The following is a 19,893-nucleotide window of genomic DNA, read 5'->3' as shown; positions in this document are numbered from 1 at the left end:
TGCCTTTCATTCTTTCCTAAACTAAGGATACTATTTTCTGTGCGCCGTCTGCCATTGATTCCGCAGATGTGATGTTTAAGCCTGATTCATTCAGGATTTTCTTTCCTAAATCTACGTTTGTCCCTTCAAGGCGCACGACCAGCGGCAATGTCAATCCGACTTGTCTCGTCGCTTCAACAACGCCCTCGGCGATGACATCACACTTCATGATGCCTCCGAAAATATTGACGAAAATTCCTTTTACGTTTTGATCGGAAAGAATGATTTTAAAAGCTTCCGTAACTTTTTCTGCGGTTGCGCCGCCCCCGACATCAAGGAAGTTTGCAGGTTCTCCGCCGTAGTGTTTAATGATATCCATAGTAGACATTGCAAGACCCGCGCCGTTTACCATACAGCCGATATTTCCATCAAGGGAAATGTAGCTTAAATCGTAATTTGACGCTTCGATTTCTTTCGGATCTTCTTCATCTAAATCTCTGTATTCCATAATGTCTTTTTGTCTGTATAACGCATTGCTGTCGAAGTTCAGCTTAGCATCCAGCGCCATGACGTTTCCGTCCCCCGTAACGACGAGAGGGTTGATCTCGGCGATGGAGCAGTCCTTCTCAACAAATGCTTTATATAAACCGAGCATAAATTTAGCGGCTTTGCCGACAAGCTCTTTCGGGATGTTAATTGCGAATGCAATTTCCCTTGCCTGATAGCCCTGAAGGCCGACAGCCGGATCAATTACCGCTTTTTTAATTTTTTCAGGTGTTTTTTCCGCTACTTCTTCAATCTCCGTTCCGCCTTCTTCAGACGCCATTAAAACGATTCTTGAAGTAGCGCGGTCAAGTACAAGCCCGACATAGTATTCCTTTTTAATATCGCAGCCTTCTTCAATAAGTAAGCGTTTTATTACTTGTCCGTCCGGACCCGTTTGATGTGTGACGAGCGTCTTGCCTAACAGTTCTTCGGCATACTCTTTCACTTCATCTTTTGTTTTTGCAATCTTTACCCCACCAGCTTTGCCGCGGCCGCCAGCATGGATTTGCGCCTTTACGACATAAACCGAGCTTGACAGGCTCTCTGCTTTTTCAACTGCTTCCTCTGCTGTAAAAGCCACTTTACCTTCAGGAACAGACACCCCGTATTTTCTGAGGACTTCTTTTCCCTGGTACTCATGGATATTCATTTCCCATCCTCCTAACTTATGTAGCAAAACTAAAAATAGACTGCGCTTTCATTCTATATAATACTGGAAGAATTGTCTAGGGTTCAAAACAAAATCTTTATATCCTTCCAAACATTCTAACTTTTATTTTATTGAAAATATAAATTTAAACGGAGTCCGGGAAATGAATGGTCCTTATTTTTCGTTTTTCAGGGTTTCGTCCAGTTTGTAAACAAATGAAAAAATTTCGGCAACGGTTTCATAAAGCGCCTCCGGTATCTGATCGTCAACCGTCAAATGGCGCATTAATTCGACAAGGGTTCTGTCTTCCTGAATGGGAACCCCAGCCTTCTCAGCTTCTTTTATAATATTTTCCGCCACGTGCCCCCTGCCTGTTGCGACAACCTTCGGGGCTTGGTCTTTCTGCCGGTCGTAATGCAGGGCGACAGCTCTTCTTAACGGCGTTTGCTCTTTCATATTTTCACATCCACTTTTCTTCCGCCGTCTTTTTCTATAAACTCTTCCACAAGAGCGCTCTGGTCTTTCGGGCGCCGTTTTTTAGCCGTGACGCCTGACAGGCTGAAGCCCGTTTCTTTTACGGCTTCTTTTAAAGCCGGTACGAGAGGGTCGATGGCCGCCTGAAGCTCAAAATCAGTCTCAACCGTAATGGTCATTACATTTTGCTGAATCATGCAGTCCACAACGGTTTCTTGCAGTGTTTCAAGGTGCAGCAAAAACAGGAGCCTGCAATGTGACGGATCGAGTTTTCCGTCCGGCTTCTTCCGTCCTTTAAAGAGAACTGTGATGTCATTCTCATACGCGGACGCTCCCAGCGGAAATGACAGCACCATCTGCGTAAAAGAAGGGTTATGCTGCTCAATAAACAGCTGGCCGTTTAATTTATGAATAAGCGGTTCCGCCTCTTGTTTAACGGATTGGGGCGCTTCTTGAAGCGTCCGGACGGCTTGGAGGGCTGTTTTCAGCGCTTGTTTCTCCGGCTGCGGAGACACGCCTTTTTCAAGCGCTGTAATGAATGATAATTCATCACGTGTGCCCAGTCCTTTTTTGATTTTCTGCAAAAGGCTTAATACATCATGTTTTTCTGCATATTTCAATTCGGTGAGCTGAGCGGCTTTTTCGAAAACAGCCGCCTCCTGTTCTGTCAGTTGTGCGTTTTGAAGAACAGGTGCTGTTTTAAATGTTTTTTCTTGAGAAATGAAAGCCTTAATGATCTCCGCCGTTACTTTTACGGGACGGTTTTCAGTTTTTTCTGCCGATGTCATTAATTTCTCTATAATCTGTTTTGCCGTTTTTTCAGGCAGTTCCGGATTTGCCCGTGCACTCGGAGGAGAAGGCTGGCTTGAGACTGCCTTTCCGTTTTCACGAGTCTCTCGGACAAATGGTGATTGTTTTGATTCCGTCCGTTCTCCTTCATCCATCAGCCCGGTTTCTGAGAGCGGCATGCGTGCAGCCTCGGCAAGCTTCTTCAGGAGACGTTCTGCATGAAGATCCGTTTCCGCGTTTAACACGTCAGAAACCGCCTCTTTGAGCACAGACAGCTCTTTTGCCGATTGCGGAGCCTGATTGATTGCCTGAAGCAGTCCTGAGAGGAGGCGCCGGGTCGGAACCGGATATTTAACGGCATGAATGGCTGACAAGACTTCCGGATGTGCGGGCAGTTCCCGTTTCAGCGCAAATACGATTGTTTCCGCCGCTTTTTTCAATTCGGCGGCCGGAAGCGATTCAGCCCAGCGGATGCAAGCTTTGAGGCTGTTTTCCGTCATCGGCAGCTTCTGCTGCATAAACGTTTCGGCAATCTGCAGAGACACAGGGCCTGGTTTGACAGAAAGAGCGTTTAACAGTCTTCCCGCCGCTTCCTGAACGGTTTTCGGGCTTCCTTCGAATTGGTCAATGACATGAAGCCGGCCTGTTTTTTCCGCCGGCTGTTTGTCATAAGAAAACCAGTAATACGCCTGCGGACGAAGGGCGGTTTCAAGTTTTCCCTGCATCGTCCGGCCGCCGATTTGGATAAGGGCGCTTTGATCGTCCAGCAAACGGAGAACCTTCCCTAACAGCAGCCTTTGAGCGCCGCTGTCTTTACCGCCGTCTTGCCGGTCCGGAGGGATTTCCGCCGTCAGCTGTCTGAAAGCCGCTTGGATTTCGCCGCTTATGTTCATGTCTTAAGCCTCTTTTCTAACAATAAGATTGAACGGGAGCGAACGTTTTTCGGTGAATAGTTGTCGGTCCGTATGCCTGAAGAGCTTCAAGATGTTCTTTCGTTCCGTAGCCTTTATTTTTTTCAAAGCCGTACATGGGGTAGGTTTTGGCGTACTCAGCCATGAGACGGTCCCGCGTTACTTTTGCGATGCAGGCTCCGGCGGCAATTGACACGCTTTTGGCATCCCCTTTTATAACTGATGACTGCGGAATGTCAAGCGGAAGGGTCATGGCATCAACAAGCAGATAATCAGGTGTTTCCGTTAAAGCATTGACGGCTTTTACCATCGCCAGTCTCGCGGCCTCATAAATGTTGATCCGGTCAATGACGTCCGCATGGACAATGCCGACTCCTACAGCCGCCGCTTCTTCCGTGATCCGGCTGTAATACTCCTCGAGCTTCTTTTCCGACAATTTCTTCGAGTCCGTGAGACCGAGAATCTCGCATTCTGCCGGCAAAATGACGGCGCCGGCGACAACCGGTCCGGCAAGCGGCCCTCTTCCGGCTTCGTCAACACCCGCAATCAGGCGGAAGCCCTTTTTGGATGACAGTCTTTCGTATGCCGTCATGTTCAGCCATTGCTCTTTAAGAGCTTTTTCCTTCGCGTGCTTTTTCAGCCATTGCTCTAAAAGCGTCTGTACGCTTTTTCTCGGGTCTTTCTCACATTGGGCAAGGAAGGGGTCGCTTTCGTCCCTGACCTCTTGCAGGCGTTCTTTTACGCTTTTTACGGTTAATGTATTCACGTCCTCTTCTCCCTTACATTATGTATATCGGTATTCTGCGGAAAAAATAAAGACCCGCATCGCTGCGCGTCTTTATTCTGATGGTGTTTCAAATGAAAGCCTGCCGAATTTTTCCGTCCGGATGTCCCGAATGATGACTTCCGTTGTTTTATCATAGTCAACCATTCCGCCGCCCATCAAACAGCCGCGTTTTTCACCGATCGCGTCGAAAAGAGCGGCGATATCCTCAGGGATTTCCTGAAGTCCGTAGCGCTCCTTCAAGCGGTCGGGATAATGCTCTTCCAGAAAGCGCAGCCCGAAGACGGCCACATCCTGCAGGTTGATAATCGTATCTTTAATCGCCCCGGTGATCGCCAGACGCAAGCCGACAAGCTCATCTTCAAATTTAGGCCATAAAATTCCCGGTGTATCGAGCAGCTCTAATTCCTTGCCTACCTTTACCCACTGCTGTGAAGTGGTAATGCCGGGCCTGTCTCCCGTCTTGGCAATGTTTTTTTTGGCCAGCCGGTTAATGAGCGTAGACTTGCCGACATTCGGAATGCCGATGATTAATGCGCGGATTGCTCTTGGCCTAACACCTTTTGCTTTCATTTTATCGAACTTATCTTTCAGCAGCTCTTTCGATGACGGCACGATTTGATGCAGTCCCTGCCCGTTAACGGAGTTTATTGAAAGAGAGGGAATGCCCTGTTCCTGAAAGTGGTCCTTCCACTGAGCAGTCACAGCCGCATCCGCCTTATCGGCTTTATTTAAAAGCATAATGCGCGGCTTATTCTTTAAAATCTCCTCAATCATCGGATTTCTCGATGACATCGGGATTCTCGCATCCACCAATTCGTATACGATATCAATTAATTTCAGTTTTTCTGTTACTTCCCGTCTCGCTTTAGCCATATGGCCTGGGAACCATTGAATGGTCATGTGACTTCGACACCTGCCTTATTTACCGGAACCGGATGTTCCGATGATCTCTTATGTATTTTACGTTGCTTGTTCTGCTTTTACAAATTTCATATAAAAAAAGAGCCTGTTACGGGTAACAAGCTCTTTTCGTTCGTTATCATTATCGTCTGATTTCTTTAATACGAGCCGCTTTTCCGCGAAGTTCACGCAGGTAGTAAAGCTTAGCGCGACGTACTTTACCGTAACGTACAACTTCGATTTTCGCGATTTTTGGTGTGTGTACAGGGAATGTACGTTCAACGCCAACACCGTAAGAAATCTTACGAACTGTGAACGTTTCGCTGATTCCACCACCACGACGCTTGATCACAACACCTTCGAAGATCTGGATACGCTCACGATTACCCTCAACAACTTTTACGTGTACACGTAAAGTGTCACCAGGACGGAACGCAGGAAGATCAGTGCGAAGCTGTTCTTTTGTGATATCTTGAATTAGTTTTTGCATCGTTTTCAACTCCTTCCAACAGATGCTCTTGGCCACAACTGCAAGGCACAGCGGAACATCGTTTTCAAGCTTCTGAAGGATAAGCCTCCTTAAGCCACAAGTAGTATCTTATCATATCTTCATCGCCTGCGCAATAGAATCTATTCGTTTTCCCACTCGGAAATCCATTTTCTTTGCTCATCAGTGAGAGGATAGTTTTCAAGAAGATCGGGACGTCTTAAAAAGGTTCTTCTGATTGATTCTTTATTGCGCCATTTTTGTATTTTTGCATGGTTGCCCGACAGAAGGGTCTCAGGCACTTTTAAGCCTCTATAATCTGCAGGCCTCGTATAGTGCGGATGCTCTAAAAGCCCCGTGCTGAAGGAATCCTCCACGTGGGATGCTTCTTTTCCGAGGACGCCCGGCAAAAGCCTGACAACGCTGTCGGCAATCATCATGGCAGGGAGCTCTCCCCCGGTCAGCACAAAATCCCCGATGGAGATTTCATCAGTGACAAGATGTTCCCGGATCCGTTCATCATACCCTTCATAATGTCCGCAAATAAACATGAGATGTTCCTCTTGTGCCAGCTCCTCGGCTTTCTTCTGCGTATAACGCTCACCTTGCGGGCAGACGAGAATAATGCGCGGCTTGGCGTCCGTACCGGCTGTCAGCTTTTCAACCGCATCAAATACAGGCTGCGGCTTTAACACCATCCCGGCTCCCCCGCCGTACGGGTAATCATCAACCGTTTGGTGTTTATTATCCGAAAAAGCCCGGAAATTGATGACGTCAAAACGGACAGCCTCTTTTTCCTGTGCTTTTTGCAGAATGGAGGAGCCGAGCACCCCTTGAAACATTTCGGGAAACAGTGTTAAAAAGTCGATTTTCATTCGTCTATTAACCCTTCCATTACATGAATCTTAATTTTCTTCTCATTTATATTAATATCCTTTACCACGGAAGCAATATACGGAATGAGCGCATCTTTTTTGCCTTTTCTTGCAACCACCCATACGTCATTAGCCCCTGGCGTCAAGATTTCCTTCACTGTGCCGATCAGTTCCCCGTCTTCTGACACAACCTCGCAGCCGATGATTTCATGAAAATAAAATTCATCTTCTTCAAGCTCTCCCAAGTCTTCTTCAGGGACTTTGATCACCATGTTTCTTAGGTGTTCGACTTCATTGAGACTCGGCATTTCTTTGAATTGCAGCAGGTGAAACTGCTTGTGAAGCCTGTGGGCGCTGACCGTTACTTTAATTGGCTCCGCAGCCCCTTCCGCAAACAAATAGAGCGTATTGCCGGGCTTGTACCGTTCTTCGGCAAAGTCCGTTTTAGAAATGACCCGCACTTCGCCTTTAATGCCGTGGGTATTTACAATTTTGCCTACATTAAACCATCTGTTTGTCATATTATCACCTCGGGCGGATTTCAATTACTACCCCGTCTTTTATGACGATGGTATTTGCCGCTGTTTTTTCATGCCAGTTATCACCGACATTGATTGAAAGCAGCGCATCGATCTCCTTTTCCTTCACTTCGCTTCCAAGCGGGAGCGACTCTGTCTGGCTTATTTGGAAATCGATCATTTTGATTTTGTCTTGTCTTTTCTCAATGGCTTTTTTAAAAGATTCCGCTACATCGGGATTCTGCTGATCTTTTTCATGTTTTCTAAGCTGAAAATAGAGCTGGCTGCATTCTCGTTCAAGCGTTTGCTTTTTTTCTGCAAAAGAGGCCAAAAGCTTTTCCTTGCTTTGCTCGGTCAGAACCTGCATAACGGTTACCCTGTGAATAATCTGCATAGGACCAGACTCCCCACTCTTCCAACATATTTCTGTTCATTTGCCTTTTTTACGTGTAAAAAAAGGGGAGGTGCCGGCCCTCTCCCTTTTTCAGTCAAATATTTCAAATTGAACTTTCTTAGAAGACTGTGCGCCAGCTGCAAAAACGACGGTTCGAATCGCTCTTGCAGTCCGGCCTTGCTTTCCGATAATCTTACCGGTATCTGACTTATTGACAGATAAGCGCAGCGCAATCTTTTGATCAGTCTCTTCCTTTGTGACCGTTATGTCTTCCGGATGGTCGACAAGCGGAGCCACAATGCTGACAATCAAATCTTCCAAGTTCTGATCAGTCATTACTTGCCTTGTTTAGCGTTGTGGAATTTTTCCATAATTCCTTGGCTTGAGAACAAGTTGCGGACTGTATCAGAAGGTTTAGCTCCTGTTTGAAGCCATTTAAGAGCAAGCTCTTCGTTGATTTTCACTTCAGCCGGCTTTGCAACCGGGTTGTATGTGCCGACTGTTTCGATGAAACGGCCGTCACGCGGTGAACGAGAATCTGCTACAACAATACGATAGAAAGGAGATTTTTTTGCTCCCATACGTTTTAAACGAATTTTTACTGCCATTTTACTAGCACCTCCGAAAATATTTCAACAAGATAGTATATTAACAATGATAAAAGTGTTTGTAAAGTGTTTTTTCTTAACAACGGTTTTATCATGTATAACCGATTACATAAAAGGTAATTTAAAGCCTTTTTTCTTCCCTTTTGTCATGTTGGTCATCTGCTTCATCATTTTTTTCATTTCCTCAAACTGCTTTAAAAGACGGTTGACTTCCTGAACGGATGTTCCGCTTCCTTTGGCAATCCGCTTCCGCCGGCTGGCGTTAATGACATCCGGCTGTTCTTTTTCAAGAACAGTCATTGATTTAATGATCGCTTCCACATGATTCAGCTGTTTTTCATCGACTTGGATGTTTTTTAAGCCTTTCATTTTGCCTGCGCCGGGCATCATTTGCAGCAGTTCGTCAAGAGGCCCCATGTTTCGGACCTGGCCGAGCTGCTCCAGAAAATCATCCAATGTGAAGCTCATCGTTCTCATTTTCTGCTCAAGCTCTTTGGCTTTGTCTTCATCAACAGTCGCCTGAGCTTTTTCAATCAAGGTCAGCACGTCACCCATTCCGAGAATCCGGGATGCCATCCGTTCAGGATGGAACGCTTCAAGAGCATCGAGCTTTTCTCCCATTCCGGCGAATTTAATCGGCGTTTCGGTGACCGCGCGGATAGAAAGCGCCGCACCTCCGCGGGTATCCCCGTCAAGCTTTGTTAAAATGACACCCGTTAAACCGAGCTGGTCATTAAAGCTTTTGGCGACGTTTACCGCATCCTGACCGGTCATTGAGTCGACGACAAGGAAAATTTCCTCAGGATTTGCGACTTCCTTTACGCCGGAGAGCTCATCCATCAGTTCATGATCGATGTGCAGCCGTCCGGCGGTGTCTAAAATCACATAATCATGATGCTCTTCCTTCGCTTTTTCAATCGCCTGTCTGGCAATTTCCACCGGGCTGACCTGATCGCCAAGCGAAAAGACCGGCATATCAAGCTGTTTCCCCAGGGTTTCCAGCTGTTTAATCGCGGCGGGGCGGTAAATATCCGCAGCCACGAGCAGCGGTTTGCGGTTATGTTTTTTGCGCAGCAGGTTGGCAAGCTTCCCCGTGGTTGTCGTTTTACCGGCACCTTGGAGCCCGACCATCATAATAACGGTCGGCGGGCGTTTGGCGACGGCAATTTTGCTTTCTTCGCCGCCCATCAGCTCGGTAAGCTCTTCTTTTACGACTTTAATAACCTGCTGACCGGGTGTCAGACTCTGCATAACGTCCTGTCCGACAGCCCGTTCACTTACTTTTTTCACAAAATCCTTTACGACTTTAAAGTTAACGTCAGCCTCAAGAAGCGCAAGACGAACTTCACGCATCATCTCTTTTACGTCTTGTTCGCTGACTTTTCCTTTTCCGCGGATTTTTGAAATCGTCTTTTGCAGTCGGTCGGCTAATCCTTCAAATGCCATTGTTTGCCGCCTCCTAATCTAATTTCTCAAGCGCTTCAATCAGAGCCGTCATTTTTTCCTCTTCCTGCAACCCGGAAGCAAGCTCTTTCAGCTTTGTAAACATTTCTTTACGCTCCTGAAACTTTTTAAAAAGGAGCAGTTTTTCTTCATATTGTTCAAGCATCGCTTCAGTCCGTTTGATGTTATCGTAAACGGCTTGCCTTGAAACGTCATACTCTTCGGCTATTTCACCAAGGGAGAAATCGTCCAGATAATAAAGCGACATATAGCTCTTTTGTTTTGACGTCAGCAACGACTGATAGAAGTCAAATAAATAGTTCATTCTCGTCGTTTTTTCGAGCGACATTTGAGCTCTCCCCTTTGTTAAGTCAAATCCCTTTACAAAAACTTAGTTTACATGGTTTCAGAGCGTGTGTCAAGTTTTTATCTTGTCAAAGCATGATGCTCTTTTTACATAATAAGTTTTTTCAAAAAAATTCATATAGACCGTCGTTAAAATACTCGAATTCTTGTTTTGATACACGATAGCGGCAATAGCCTTCGTAAAAAGCATTGAGGCATGCTTCGTTTGTGACAAAATGACTGATCGCTAATGATTCATCATATCGCGGATCTCCCGCCGATATTCCCGCAGCATCGATAAACAGATAGACCTCTCCGTCTTTCACCAGCACATTATCAGTCGTGCAGTCACCGTGTATCATTGTCTGCTGAACAGGAACAGGCCTGTACCTGTCCAATTCCTTCAAAAGCTCTGCACTTCCTTCAGCCTGTCCTTTTTTGACATATTCCCCGGCTCGTTTGATTTGCAGATCGAGCCAGTCTGATTCCGGCTGTAAACCAGGGACCATTTCGGTTTCATGCAGACGTTGCAGAAACTGGCCGAAACTTTTGATCAGCTTTTTCTTTTCAGTATCCCCTTTTGCTTTTCTTAAAGCCGAAGTCAGGGTGATTCCATCCTCAAATGACATGATGATATGGCTGGCATGCTGTTCCTGTATCATCCCATAATAAATAGGAACAGGCAGACGACGAGTTTCCGTCAGTTTTTGTAAAACGAAGGCTTCTCTCATTAACCATTCCCGATACTTCTGTTGAAAAGAACTTTTCAGCAGAAATGCGTCTTGGCCGGCCACTATTTTTCGAACGGTTGAAGTGCCTCCCTGTTCATCCAACAGCGACATATGGTTTATCGCTCCGACCTTACTTTCCAATTCAGCTTTCAGCCATTTGTCCAACAATTGCCCCCTCCATTCCGATCTATCAATGCGTATAAAAAAACGAGTATAAAACCGTCCATTTTATACTCGTTTTTTATTCATTAATCCTCGGCTTTTTCAACTAAATCAGAAAAGAGACCGTATACGTAAGATTCTGCATCAAACCGCTGGAGATCGTCAACCTTTTCTCCGAGGCCGACCAGTTTCACGGGGATGTGAAGCTCATTGCGGATCGCCAGGACGATACCGCCTTTTGCGGTGCCGTCAAGCTTCGTTAACGCGATACCCGTCACATTCGTCGCTTTGGAGAATTCTTTCGCCTGCGCCATCGCATTTTGGCCTGTCGTCGCGTCCAGCGCAAGGAGAACCTCATGCGGAGCCTCAGGCACTTCGCGTTCGATGACGCGTTTGACTTTTTCAAGCTCTTTCATTAAGTTTACTTTATTCTGAAGGCGGCCGGCCGTATCACAAATCAGCACATCCGCTCCTCTTGCTTTAGCCGCGTGTACGGCATCATAAATAACCGCAGCAGGGTCGCTTCCGGCAGCCTGTTTAATGACAGGCACGCCTGTACGCTCCCCCCACACTTCAAGCTGTTCAATCGCCCCGGCTCTGAAGGTGTCTCCGGCAGCGAGCACAACGGATTTGCCTTCATTCTTCAGCTTATGGGCAAGTTTTCCGATCGTTGTCGTTTTTCCGACGCCGTTTACCCCGACAAGCAGAATAACGTTCAGGCGCCCGTCCTGAATATTTAATTCAGAAATCTGTTCGTCGCCGCTGTTATAAATGTCGACAAGCTTTTCAGAAATGACGGACTGCACTTCCTGAGGATCCTGGATGTTTTTCAGCTTCACTTCTTTTTTGAGCTCATCAATCAGCTCCATGACGGTTGTAAAACCTACGTCAGCGCCAATCAGCACTTCCTCAAGCTCTTCGAAGAAATCCTCGTCGACTTTTCGGTAGCGGGAGACGAGTTCGTTCACTTTATTTGAGAAGGAATTTCTTGTTTTTTCAAGACCATCTTTAAATTTTTCAGAGACGGAGTCTGTCTGTTTCGTGATTTTCTCTTTTAATTTTTTAAAAAAGCTCATCTTTCAACCTCTTTCCTCGTTACTGAACGAATTCTTTTGTTTCTTCCAGTTTGACCGAAACCATTCGGGAAACGCCGGATTCCTGCATCGTAACACCGTAGAGGACATCCGCTTCTTCCATGGTGCCTTTTCTGTGGGTGATGACGATAAACTGGCTGTCGCCGCTGTATTTTTTTAAATATTGCGCAAACCTGAATACATTGGCTTCATCAAGCGCAGCTTCCACTTCATCAAGGACGCAGAACGGCACGGGCCTTACTTTCAGAATGGAGAATAAAAGGGCAATGGCAGTCAGCGCCCGTTCTCCCCCTGACAAAAGATTTAAGTTTTGCAGTTTTTTGCCCGGAGGCTGCGCGATAATGTCCACCCCGGAATTAAGAAGATCATTCGGATCAGTCAGCTTCAGTTCAGCCCGTCCTCCTCCGAATAAAGAACGGAACACGTCGTTGAATTGAGAACGGATCTGGATAAACGTTTCATGGAATCGCTTCGTCATTTCAGAATCCATTTCTTCAATGACTTGAAACAGTGTGTTTTTCGCTTCCGTCAGGTCATTTTTCTGCTCTGTTAAAAACTGATACCGTTCGTTTACTCTTTCAAATTCATCGATGCTGCCGAGATTGACCGTTCCGAGCTCTTCAATTGAAAGCTTGATCAGTTTGACCCGTTTTCTCGCCTCTTCAGGCTCGAGTTCGAGCTGATATTGTTCTTTTGCCCCTTCAAAGGATAAGCTGTATTCCTCGCGTAAATACTGCAAGAGATTATCAAGCTCAACTTCCATCCGGCCGAGTTTTACCTCTTCATCTTTCAGAATGTCTGTTTTTTGCTTATACAGACGCTTCATCTCTTTCAGTTCAAGCTCGTTCGTATCAAGAGCCCGCTGGAGCTTCACCCGCTGGTCGCGCCGGCTGGCGATCAATTCGATCGTTCTCGTTTTATCGTGAAGCTTGTGATGGGCTGCTTCTTCAAGCTGCTCCTCACCGCTTGTGCTGGACGTCATCTCTGAGGTCAGGAGGCTTAAATCTTCCCGTGTTTCTTTCAGAGCGAGCTGCGTTTCTTCAAGCTCTTTTTTCAGCCGTTTGAGGTTGTCTTCTTCACTCGAACACGCCTGTTCTTTTTTCGCAGCAGCCACTTTACATTCCGTCAGTTCATGAGAGAGCGTTTCTTTTGTTGAGGATAGGGTCTGCTTTTGTTTTGTCAGCCTTTCCATCTCTTCCTCAAGCTCTTTCAGCTGGCCGGATGCCTCACTCAGCTGTTCTTCCAGAGCTGATTTGCGCGTCTCTTTTTCCCGGCTGCTTTCGGTCAGTGATGCTTTCTCCTGATCGTAAAGCTCCAGATGGGTATTGATGTTCTTTTCAGCGACTTCGAGTTCATACAGCCTGCCTTTTACATCCTGCTGCTTTGTTCTGAAAGCTTCACCGTCTTCACGGAGACCGCTCAGCGTATGTTCAAGCTCTTGAATGGCCTGCTTCAGCGTTTTGACCTCTTTTTCGAGCAAAGCTGTTTTTTCTTCCATTTCGGCAAGCCGCGCAGTCACCGTCTCAAGCTCACGGCTTCTGCCGAGCAGAGAATTGTTTTTCTTTTTGACCGCGCCGCCTGTCATTGATCCGCCTGGATTGACGACATCGCCCTCAAGCGTCACGATGCGGTAGCGGTGCCCGAGAAGCTTGGCCAGTTCATTCGCACCTTTTAAATCTTCAGTGATCAGCACGGTGCCGAGAAGGTTTTGAATGACATTCCGATACGCGGCATCATATGTGACAAGCCCGCTCGCTGTGCCGAGGAAAGACGGATGCTTCTGAGCCGTCTGTTCATCACGGGTTTGGAGCTGGCGCGGTTTCATAACCGTAAGCGGCAGGAACGTCGCGCGGCCGAATGAATTCTGTTTTAAATATTGAATCGCTTTCCGCGCCGCCTGCTCGTCGTCTGTGACAACGTGCTGCGCCGCTGCGCCGAGTGCAATCTCGATCGCCGTTTCATACTTTTGTTCGGTGGCAATCAGTTCGAGAACGGCGCCGCGGATGCCGCCGAGCTTCTCTTTCTGCTTCAGCACTTCTTTTACGCCTTGGTAAAATCCTGAAAAATCGCCTTGCATCGTTTCAAGCATATCTTTTTTGGATCTGGCCTGCTGGACGAATTGATATGCCTGATACAGCGCAGATTCTTTCTTTTCATATTGGCGTTTTTTCTGTTCATATGCTGTCTGGACTTCGCGAAAGCGGACGACCTGATTGTGAATATCCTCTTCAACGGCAGCCAATTCTTCTTCGCACGCCGCTTTGCGGACTGCAATATCGTTACGTTCTTCAAGATATTTTTCATTGTTTGCGGTCAGTCTCGCCTGCTGGACCGCAGATTGGGACATCTGGTCATCTAAAAGCTGCAGCTCGTTGCGAATCGACGCCTGGCTGTTTAACAATTCAAAGTAATCGCTTTTTAATTGTTCAATTTTCTCTTCTACATTTTCATTATGCAGACTGAGAGCCTGCTGCTTTTCTTTCACTTGGGCGTTTAACCGCTTCACTTCCGCACGCAGCTTATCATAGACGGCAGACTGTTTTTCAATGTCGGCTTTCAGTTCGGCTTCTTTGTTCGTGTAATGTGTAACGGATTCCTCAAGCTGTTCCCGGTTTTGCGCGGCATTTTTTTTGCGCTCTTTCAGCACTTCTTTCCGGCCTTCCAGCTTTTCCAGCTCTTCACTTGTCACGAGCAGAACCTGCTGCAGTTCGTTGACGGATTCATCAAGCGCGTGGATTTTATCTCTCGTCTCTTCTATCATCGCTTCTTTTGCGGATAGAGCCGATGATTCCGCCAATTCTTCTTCTTTAGCAGCCTGCACCTTGTCTTTTAAACCCGACCATCTGCCATGCAGTTGTTCGATGTCAAAGGCGGTAAGGGCAATTTCGACATGCTCAAGCTCTTTCTTTTTTTCTAAGTAGTCTTTGGCGATTGATGCCTGGATTTTCAGCGGTTCGACCTGATCTTCAAGCTCATGGAGAATATCTTCCACCCTGTTTAAGTTATCCTGCGTCTCAAACAGTTTGTTTTCCGCTTTTTTCTTTCTTGTTTTATATTTCAGCACGCCGGCCGCTTCTTCAAAAATACTGCGGCGGTCTTCCGCTTTGCTGCTGAGAATCTCTTCGACTTTCCCCTGGCTGATAATAGAGAATGCTTCTTTTCCGAGCCCGGAGTCCATAAATAAGTCAATGATGTCTTTCAAACGGCACTGCTGATTGTTGATGAGAAATTCACTCTCTCCGGAACGGTACACCCGTCTCGTCACGCTGACTTCGTGGTAATCGATCGGGAGAAAATGATCTTCATTATCAAGCGTTAACGTGACTTCGGCAAGGTTCAGCCGCTTGCGCGAATCACTTCCCGCAAAAATGATATCTTCCATTTTTCCGCCCCGAAGCGAGCGGGCTGATTGTTCGCCGAGCACCCAGCGGATGGCTTCGGTAATGTTGCTCTTTCCGCTGCCGTTCGGACCGACAACGGCCGTGACGCCTTTTACAAAGTCAACGGATATCCGTTCTGCAAATGATTTAAATCCTATAACGTCTAAACGTTTGAGGAACATCCCAGATCCTCCTTATCGTATAAGTATCTCAATATTATCATAATCACCCGCTTATATCAGGCGCAGACATACTGAAATCCCCCTAGGGAAACAGGGGGATTTTATTGTTTCGTATGATGTTTTTGCATTTTCGCAAGAGCTTCCTGTGCCGCATGCTGCTCGGCTTCTTTTTTGGAACGTCCGTTCCCGATACCGAGCGCCTCACCTTTAAGAGAGACAAGCGCCTCGAATTCCCGGTTGTGGGCAGGCCCTTTTTCATTGAGAATTTTGTACTCAAGCGATCCTTTTCCGTCCCGCTGTACAAATTCTTGAAGCTGGCTTTTGAAATCCATCACATGAGAAAAAGCACCATCGTTTATTTTAGGGAACACGTACACTTTCAGGAATTGCTGAACCGGCTCAAGGCCCTGATCCAGATACAGTGCGCCGATAAACGCTTCAAACACATCCGCTAAAAGCGCAGGACGCTTTCTGCCGCCCGTCATTTCTTCTCCTTTTCCCAAGAGAACAAGATCGCCGAATGACAATTCATGGGCAAGTGAGACGAGTGACGGCTCGCATACGATAGCGGCTCTCAGCTTCGTCAAATCTCCTTCACTCATGGCCGGGTATTTGGCAAATAAGAATTGGGAGATCGTCAGTTCCAAAACAGCGTCACCTAAAAATTCAAGCCTTTCATTGTCTTCATACGGCTTTTTCCGATGCTCATTCACATAAGATGAATGTGTAAATGCTTGATACAAAAGTTTCTCGTTTTGAAAATGAACCGAAATCCGTTCTTGGAACTCTTTAAATTGCTCTATTTTTTTATAGAACTTTTTTTTATCTTTAAAATGTGAGTGTTTTGACATAGTAACCTCCATAGGCACATCAGGTTCACCGCGCTCCCCGCCGTAAACGGAATCGGCAGCGCGTACAGCGTCAGACGCCGGTAACCGAACGATTAAAGGGCTAAAGCCCCGCTGTCAGGCGGGACTTTTAGCATCAGCTTATTGCTGGTTTTGTATGTAGTTCACAGCGTCGCCGACTGTTGCAATCTTTTCAGCATCTTCGTCAGAAATCTCCATATCAAACTCGTCTTCAAGTTCCATAACAAGCTCAACTACATCTAGGGAATCAGCACCTAAGTCTTCCTTGAAAGAAGCTTCAAGTTTGACGTCAGCTTCATCAACGCCAAGGCGGTCTACGATGATTTTCGTTACACGCTCTAATGTATCTGCCATAGCAATTCACCTCCCCTCAAGTATTATAGAGGATTCGTTTTTAAAAAACTAGAGAAACTAGGATGAAATTTTAAAAACAAATCTTTACATCACCATTCCGCCGTCAATATGAAGGGTTTGGCCCGTCATATAACGCGATCCTTCAGAAGCAAGGAACGTAACAACGCTGCTGATATCGGAAGGATCACCGAAACGCGCGAGCGGAATCTGCTTCAGCATTTCATCTTGGACTTCTTTAGAAAGCTTGTCCGTCATATCTGTAGAAATAAAGCCCGGAGCAATGGCATTGACCGTAATATTTCGGCTCGCAAGCTCTTTGGCTGATGACTTCGTTAAGCCGATTACACCGGCTTTTGCCGCCACATAGTTCGCCTGGCCGGGGTTTCCGCTGACGCCGACGATTGATGATACGTTGATAATCCGGCCGGAGCGCTGTTTCATCATCTGTCTTGTCACGGCTTTCGTGCAGTTGAATACACCTTTCAGGTTAATGTTAATGACATCATCCCATTCATTTTCTTTCATTCTCATCAGAAGATTGTCTTTTGTGATCCCCGCATTGTTCACGAGAATGTCGATTGAAGAAAATGCAGCGACAGCCTCTTTCATCATGTTTTGTACTTCTTCGGAATTTGATACATCGGCTTTTACCGCGATCGCGTTTCGGCCCAAAGATTTGATTTCATCTACGACTTCGTTCGCTTTCGCTTCATTCCCGGAGTAGTTGACTACTACGTTACAGCCGTTTTTCGCAAGATCAAGCGCGATCGCCCGCCCGATTCCGCGGGACGCTCCCGTTACCACTGCTGTTTTTTCATTAAGCATCCTGATTCTCCTCCTTCAGCGTTTGAATCGCCAGTTCGATGGTTTCATGGTCAGAAACCGCGATTGTTTTAAGGCGGCGGTTCACTTTTTTCACAAGGCCTGAAAGCACTTTTCCTGGCCCGATTTCAACAAACGTCGTGACGCCTTCGTCAATCAGTTTGTTAATGGTTTCTTCAAAGCGAACAGGTGAGTACAGCTGTTCGATCAGTTTTTTCTTGATATCGTCTTTTTCTGTCATAACGTCAGCCGAAACGTTTGAAATCACGGGAACAGCCGCATTTTTTAACTCACAGGCGCTGAGCACCTCCTCGAGTTTTTGCGCTGCCGGCTTCATTAATTCAGAATGGAACGGTCCGCTTACTTCTAATGGGATTGCCCGTTTTGCTCCGTTGTTTTTCGCTTCCTCTGAAGCCAGCTCCACACCTTTTGCCGTTCCGGAAATTACGATCTGGCCGGGGCAGTTCAAGTTTGCAAGCTGTACGAGATGACCGTTTTCCGTCACTTGATCCGTCACCTTTTTCAAGGACTCCGCATCCATTCCGAGAATAGCTGCCATGGCGCCTTCTCCGGCCGGCACGGCTTCATTCATGAATTCTCCCCGTTTTCTTACCGTGTGAACGGCATCTTTAAATGTCATCGCTCCCGCCGCAACAAGCGCCGAATATTCTCCGAGGCTGTGTCCGGCGGTGAAATCAGGGGTGATGCCGAATTCTTTAAACTTTTCCAATACGGCAATGCTCGTTGTCAACAGCGCGGGCTGCGCATTGTATGTAAGGGTTAATTCTTCGGCGTCGCCTTCAAAAATGAGCGAGCTCAGCTTTGTTTCAAGCGTTTCATCCGCTTCATCAAAAATACGTTTTGACGCTTCTTCGCGTTCGTACAGGTCTTTTCCCATACCGATATATTGTGATCCCTGTCCGGGAAATAAAAATGCAATCTTACTCATGATGCGGTAACCTCCAGACTACTCATCTGTTTTTTCTTCTTTTACTTCTTCTTCTATAAATGCGGCCACGTTTTGGCTGACCATTTCTCTCGCCTGGCGCAGCGCATGGTAAACAGCGCGTGCGTCAGAAGAGCCGTGCGCTTTAACGACGGGCGCTTTCAAACCGAAAAGACTCGCCCCGCCGTACTCAGAATAGTCCATTTTCAGTTTCATTTCCATCAGCTTCGGCTTCAGCACTCCAGCTGCGAGCTTAGAAACAAAACTTGAAGTCAGTGTATCTTTCAGCATTTTGAAAATCGATAACGCTGAACCTTCCAATGTTTTCAACGTGACGTTGCCCGTAAAGCCGTCTGTGACGATGACGTCAGCAGCTCCTTCGAGCAAGTCTCTCGCCTCAACGTTTCCGACAAAATTCACGTTTGTTTCTTTTAATAGTTCAAACGTCTTTTTTGTCAGGTCGTTTCCTTTCTTTTCTTCCGTGCCGACATTTAACAATCCGACGCGGGGCGAGCTGATTCCGAGAACCTGCCGGGCATATACAGATCCCATAATTCCGTACTGGACGAGATGCTCCGGTTTGGCATCTACATTGGCTCCCACGTCCAAAAGAAGGAAACCGTCGCCTGAAACGGTCGGAAGCGTCGGGGCAAGCGCAGGCCGGTCGATTCCTTTAATTCTGCCGACGATAAACAGTCCCGCTGTCATGAGTGCGCCCGTATTCCCCGCTGAGATGCAGGCGTCCGCTCTGTTTTCAGCCACTTCCTGCGCCATCAGCACCATAGAAGAGTTTTTCTTTCTGCGTACGGCGCGGACCGGTTCATCCGTCGGTTCAATCACTTCATCGGCGTGCAACACAGTGATGCGGTCTGATGTTGTTGGCAAGTGTGATTCTATCGTTGTCTTGTCACCGACCAGCGTAATATGAAGATCGTCAAATGCCTCAATACTCTTCATTACTCCGTCAATAACAGCTTTGGGTGCGTTGTCGCCCCCCATTGCATCTACAGCTATTCTCATGCATGCTCCACCTTTATGATTGTTTTGAACGGTACATGTCAAAGCTGCCGGAGAACACGACTTCTTCTCCCACATAGCTGTTGACTTCAACTACCGTTCTGCCTTTTTCTTTTTCGACTGCCGTCACTTTGGCTTTCGCAACGACGCGCTCGCCTTCTTTCACCTGTCTTGTAAAGCGGATATTTGCGCTTGCGGTCAGCGCCAGCTCATCATCAATGACGGCTACGGCGAGTGAGTTCGCCTGCGCAAACAAATGATGACCCCGCGCAATTTGATTGCGGCTGAAGACATGTTCGCGTCTTACTTCTAATATGGAAATGGCCTGGCCGTCAAGCTCCAGATCAATAATTTCACCGATCACTTCGTCTAAAGACAGTGATTTCACTTCATCATCAAGCGTTTGTTCTGCCACGTTTTTAATTCTTTCCCTCAGCTCCGGTATTGAGAGCTCTAAGCGGTCTAAACGGATCGTCTGAATGCTGACGCCGAATTTCCCCGCTAATTCTTCATCTGTGATGAAGGGTGTCGATTTGATCGTCTGCTGCAATAATTTTTGGCGTTCTTTCTTGCTTCTTCTCATCTGTAAACACCATCCGGACAATTAAGACTAGGTACTAATAGTAGTATA

The 19,893-nt window shown here is 46.8% G+C and carries 22 protein-coding genes; all 22 read right to left on the bottom strand.

What is annotated here, in order from left to right:
- Window positions 1-16: 16 nt before the first annotated feature.
- The 22 genes from sucC to fapR all read right to left on the bottom strand — a co-directional run bounded on the left by sucC (window position 17) and on the right by fapR (window position 19,845).
- Window positions 17-1,174 (bottom strand): ADP-forming succinate--CoA ligase subunit beta, encoded by a 1,158-nt coding sequence (sucC, locus tag NYE28_RS08395; protein ID WP_094031703.1) that lies wholly within the window; start codon window positions 1,172-1,174, stop codon window positions 17-19.
- Window positions 1,175-1,348: 174 nt separating this feature from the next.
- Window positions 1,349-1,630, bottom strand: coding sequence for a FlhB-like flagellar biosynthesis protein (locus NYE28_RS08390; RefSeq protein ID WP_015239847.1), 282 nt, complete (start codon window positions 1,628-1,630; stop codon window positions 1,349-1,351).
- Window positions 1,627-3,330: a hypothetical protein gene (locus NYE28_RS08385; protein WP_052827416.1), complete on the bottom strand. Its 1,704-nt coding sequence runs from the start codon at window positions 3,328-3,330 to the stop codon at window positions 1,627-1,629. Before NYE28_RS08385 ends, NYE28_RS08390 begins: the two co-directional genes overlap by 4 nt.
- 16 nt (window positions 3,331-3,346) lie before the next feature.
- On the bottom strand, window positions 3,347-4,114 hold the full coding sequence (locus NYE28_RS08380) for a ribonuclease HII (RefSeq protein ID WP_007611398.1): 768 nt from the start codon (window positions 4,112-4,114) through the stop codon (window positions 3,347-3,349).
- A 72-nt stretch (window positions 4,115-4,186) separates the two neighbouring features.
- Window positions 4,187-5,035, bottom strand: coding sequence for a ribosome biogenesis GTPase YlqF (gene ylqF, locus NYE28_RS08375; RefSeq protein ID WP_007409766.1), 849 nt, complete (start codon window positions 5,033-5,035; stop codon window positions 4,187-4,189).
- A gap of 142 nt (window positions 5,036-5,177) precedes the next feature.
- On the bottom strand, window positions 5,178-5,525 hold the full coding sequence (gene rplS, locus NYE28_RS08370; protein WP_003154288.1) for a 50S ribosomal protein L19: 348 nt from the start codon (window positions 5,523-5,525) through the stop codon (window positions 5,178-5,180).
- A 140-nt stretch (window positions 5,526-5,665) separates the two neighbouring features.
- The gene (trmD, locus tag NYE28_RS08365) at window positions 5,666-6,397 is read right to left on the bottom strand and encodes a tRNA (guanosine(37)-N1)-methyltransferase TrmD (protein WP_007409764.1); all 732 of its coding nucleotides are present in this window, start codon (window positions 6,395-6,397) and stop codon (window positions 5,666-5,668) included.
- Window positions 6,394-6,918 (bottom strand): ribosome maturation factor RimM, encoded by a 525-nt coding sequence (rimM, locus tag NYE28_RS08360; RefSeq protein WP_003154290.1) that lies wholly within the window; start codon window positions 6,916-6,918, stop codon window positions 6,394-6,396. Before rimM ends, trmD begins: the two co-directional genes overlap by 4 nt.
- A gap of 4 nt (window positions 6,919-6,922) precedes the next feature.
- Window positions 6,923-7,309 (bottom strand): YlqD family protein, encoded by a 387-nt coding sequence (locus NYE28_RS08355; RefSeq protein ID WP_003154291.1) that lies wholly within the window; start codon window positions 7,307-7,309, stop codon window positions 6,923-6,925.
- Window positions 7,310-7,399: 90 nt separating this feature from the next.
- A complete protein-coding gene (locus NYE28_RS08350) occupies window positions 7,400-7,645 on the bottom strand; it encodes a KH domain-containing protein (RefSeq protein ID WP_007611392.1) in 246 nt (81 codons plus the stop codon).
- Entirely contained in the window at window positions 7,645-7,917 is a 273-nt protein-coding gene (rpsP, locus tag NYE28_RS08345) for a 30S ribosomal protein S16 (RefSeq protein ID WP_003154296.1), read from the bottom strand. The genes NYE28_RS08350 and rpsP overlap by 1 nt, the downstream gene beginning before the upstream one ends.
- A 105-nt stretch (window positions 7,918-8,022) precedes the next feature.
- Window positions 8,023-9,363: a signal recognition particle protein gene (gene ffh / locus NYE28_RS08340; RefSeq protein ID WP_025284722.1), complete on the bottom strand. Its 1,341-nt coding sequence runs from the start codon at window positions 9,361-9,363 to the stop codon at window positions 8,023-8,025.
- A 13-nt stretch (window positions 9,364-9,376) separates the two neighbouring features.
- Window positions 9,377-9,709, bottom strand: a complete 333-nt coding sequence (locus NYE28_RS08335; RefSeq protein WP_003154299.1) for a putative DNA-binding protein — start codon at window positions 9,707-9,709, stop codon at window positions 9,377-9,379.
- Between the two features lie 121 nt (window positions 9,710-9,830).
- A complete protein-coding gene (locus NYE28_RS08330; RefSeq protein ID WP_072589091.1) occupies window positions 9,831-10,601 on the bottom strand; it encodes an aminoglycoside phosphotransferase family protein in 771 nt (256 codons plus the stop codon).
- An 83-nt stretch (window positions 10,602-10,684) separates the two neighbouring features.
- Entirely contained in the window at window positions 10,685-11,674 is a 990-nt protein-coding gene (gene ftsY, locus NYE28_RS08325; RefSeq protein WP_003154301.1) for a signal recognition particle-docking protein FtsY, read from the bottom strand.
- A 19-nt stretch (window positions 11,675-11,693) separates the two neighbouring features.
- Window positions 11,694-15,254 (bottom strand): chromosome segregation protein SMC, encoded by a 3,561-nt coding sequence (gene smc / locus NYE28_RS08320; RefSeq protein ID WP_337681089.1) that lies wholly within the window; start codon window positions 15,252-15,254, stop codon window positions 11,694-11,696.
- Window positions 15,255-15,355: 101 nt separating this feature from the next.
- Complete coding sequence (gene rncS, locus NYE28_RS08315; protein ID WP_014417754.1) at window positions 15,356-16,105, bottom strand: ribonuclease III; 750 nt, start codon at window positions 16,103-16,105, stop codon at window positions 15,356-15,358.
- Window positions 16,106-16,243: 138 nt separating this feature from the next.
- Window positions 16,244-16,477 carry an acyl carrier protein gene (gene acpP, locus NYE28_RS08310; RefSeq protein ID WP_003154310.1) on the bottom strand — a complete coding sequence of 78 codons (234 nt, stop codon included), beginning with the start codon at window positions 16,475-16,477 and terminating at the stop codon, window positions 16,244-16,246.
- A gap of 84 nt (window positions 16,478-16,561) precedes the next feature.
- The gene (fabG, locus tag NYE28_RS08305) at window positions 16,562-17,302 is read right to left on the bottom strand and encodes a 3-oxoacyl-[acyl-carrier-protein] reductase (protein ID WP_003154312.1); all 741 of its coding nucleotides are present in this window, start codon (window positions 17,300-17,302) and stop codon (window positions 16,562-16,564) included.
- On the bottom strand, window positions 17,295-18,248 hold the full coding sequence (gene fabD / locus NYE28_RS08300) for an ACP S-malonyltransferase (RefSeq protein ID WP_100001435.1): 954 nt from the start codon (window positions 18,246-18,248) through the stop codon (window positions 17,295-17,297). The genes fabG and fabD overlap by 8 nt, the downstream gene beginning before the upstream one ends.
- An 18-nt stretch (window positions 18,249-18,266) precedes the next feature.
- Window positions 18,267-19,265 (bottom strand): phosphate acyltransferase PlsX, encoded by a 999-nt coding sequence (plsX, locus tag NYE28_RS08295; RefSeq protein WP_007409758.1) that lies wholly within the window; start codon window positions 19,263-19,265, stop codon window positions 18,267-18,269.
- A gap of 13 nt (window positions 19,266-19,278) precedes the next feature.
- Window positions 19,279-19,845 carry a transcription factor FapR gene (gene fapR, locus NYE28_RS08290; RefSeq protein ID WP_003154320.1) on the bottom strand — a complete coding sequence of 189 codons (567 nt, stop codon included), beginning with the start codon at window positions 19,843-19,845 and terminating at the stop codon, window positions 19,279-19,281.
- Between the last annotated feature and the right edge of the window lie 48 nt (window positions 19,846-19,893).

The sequence above is a fragment of the Bacillus sp. FSL R5-0443 genome (genome assembly GCF_038608285.1).
GTDB lineage: Bacteria > Bacillota > Bacilli > Bacillales > Bacillaceae > Bacillus > Bacillus velezensis.
The sequence above is the reverse complement of the archived record's forward strand: the minus strand, read 5'-3'. Positions and strand labels throughout refer to the sequence as shown.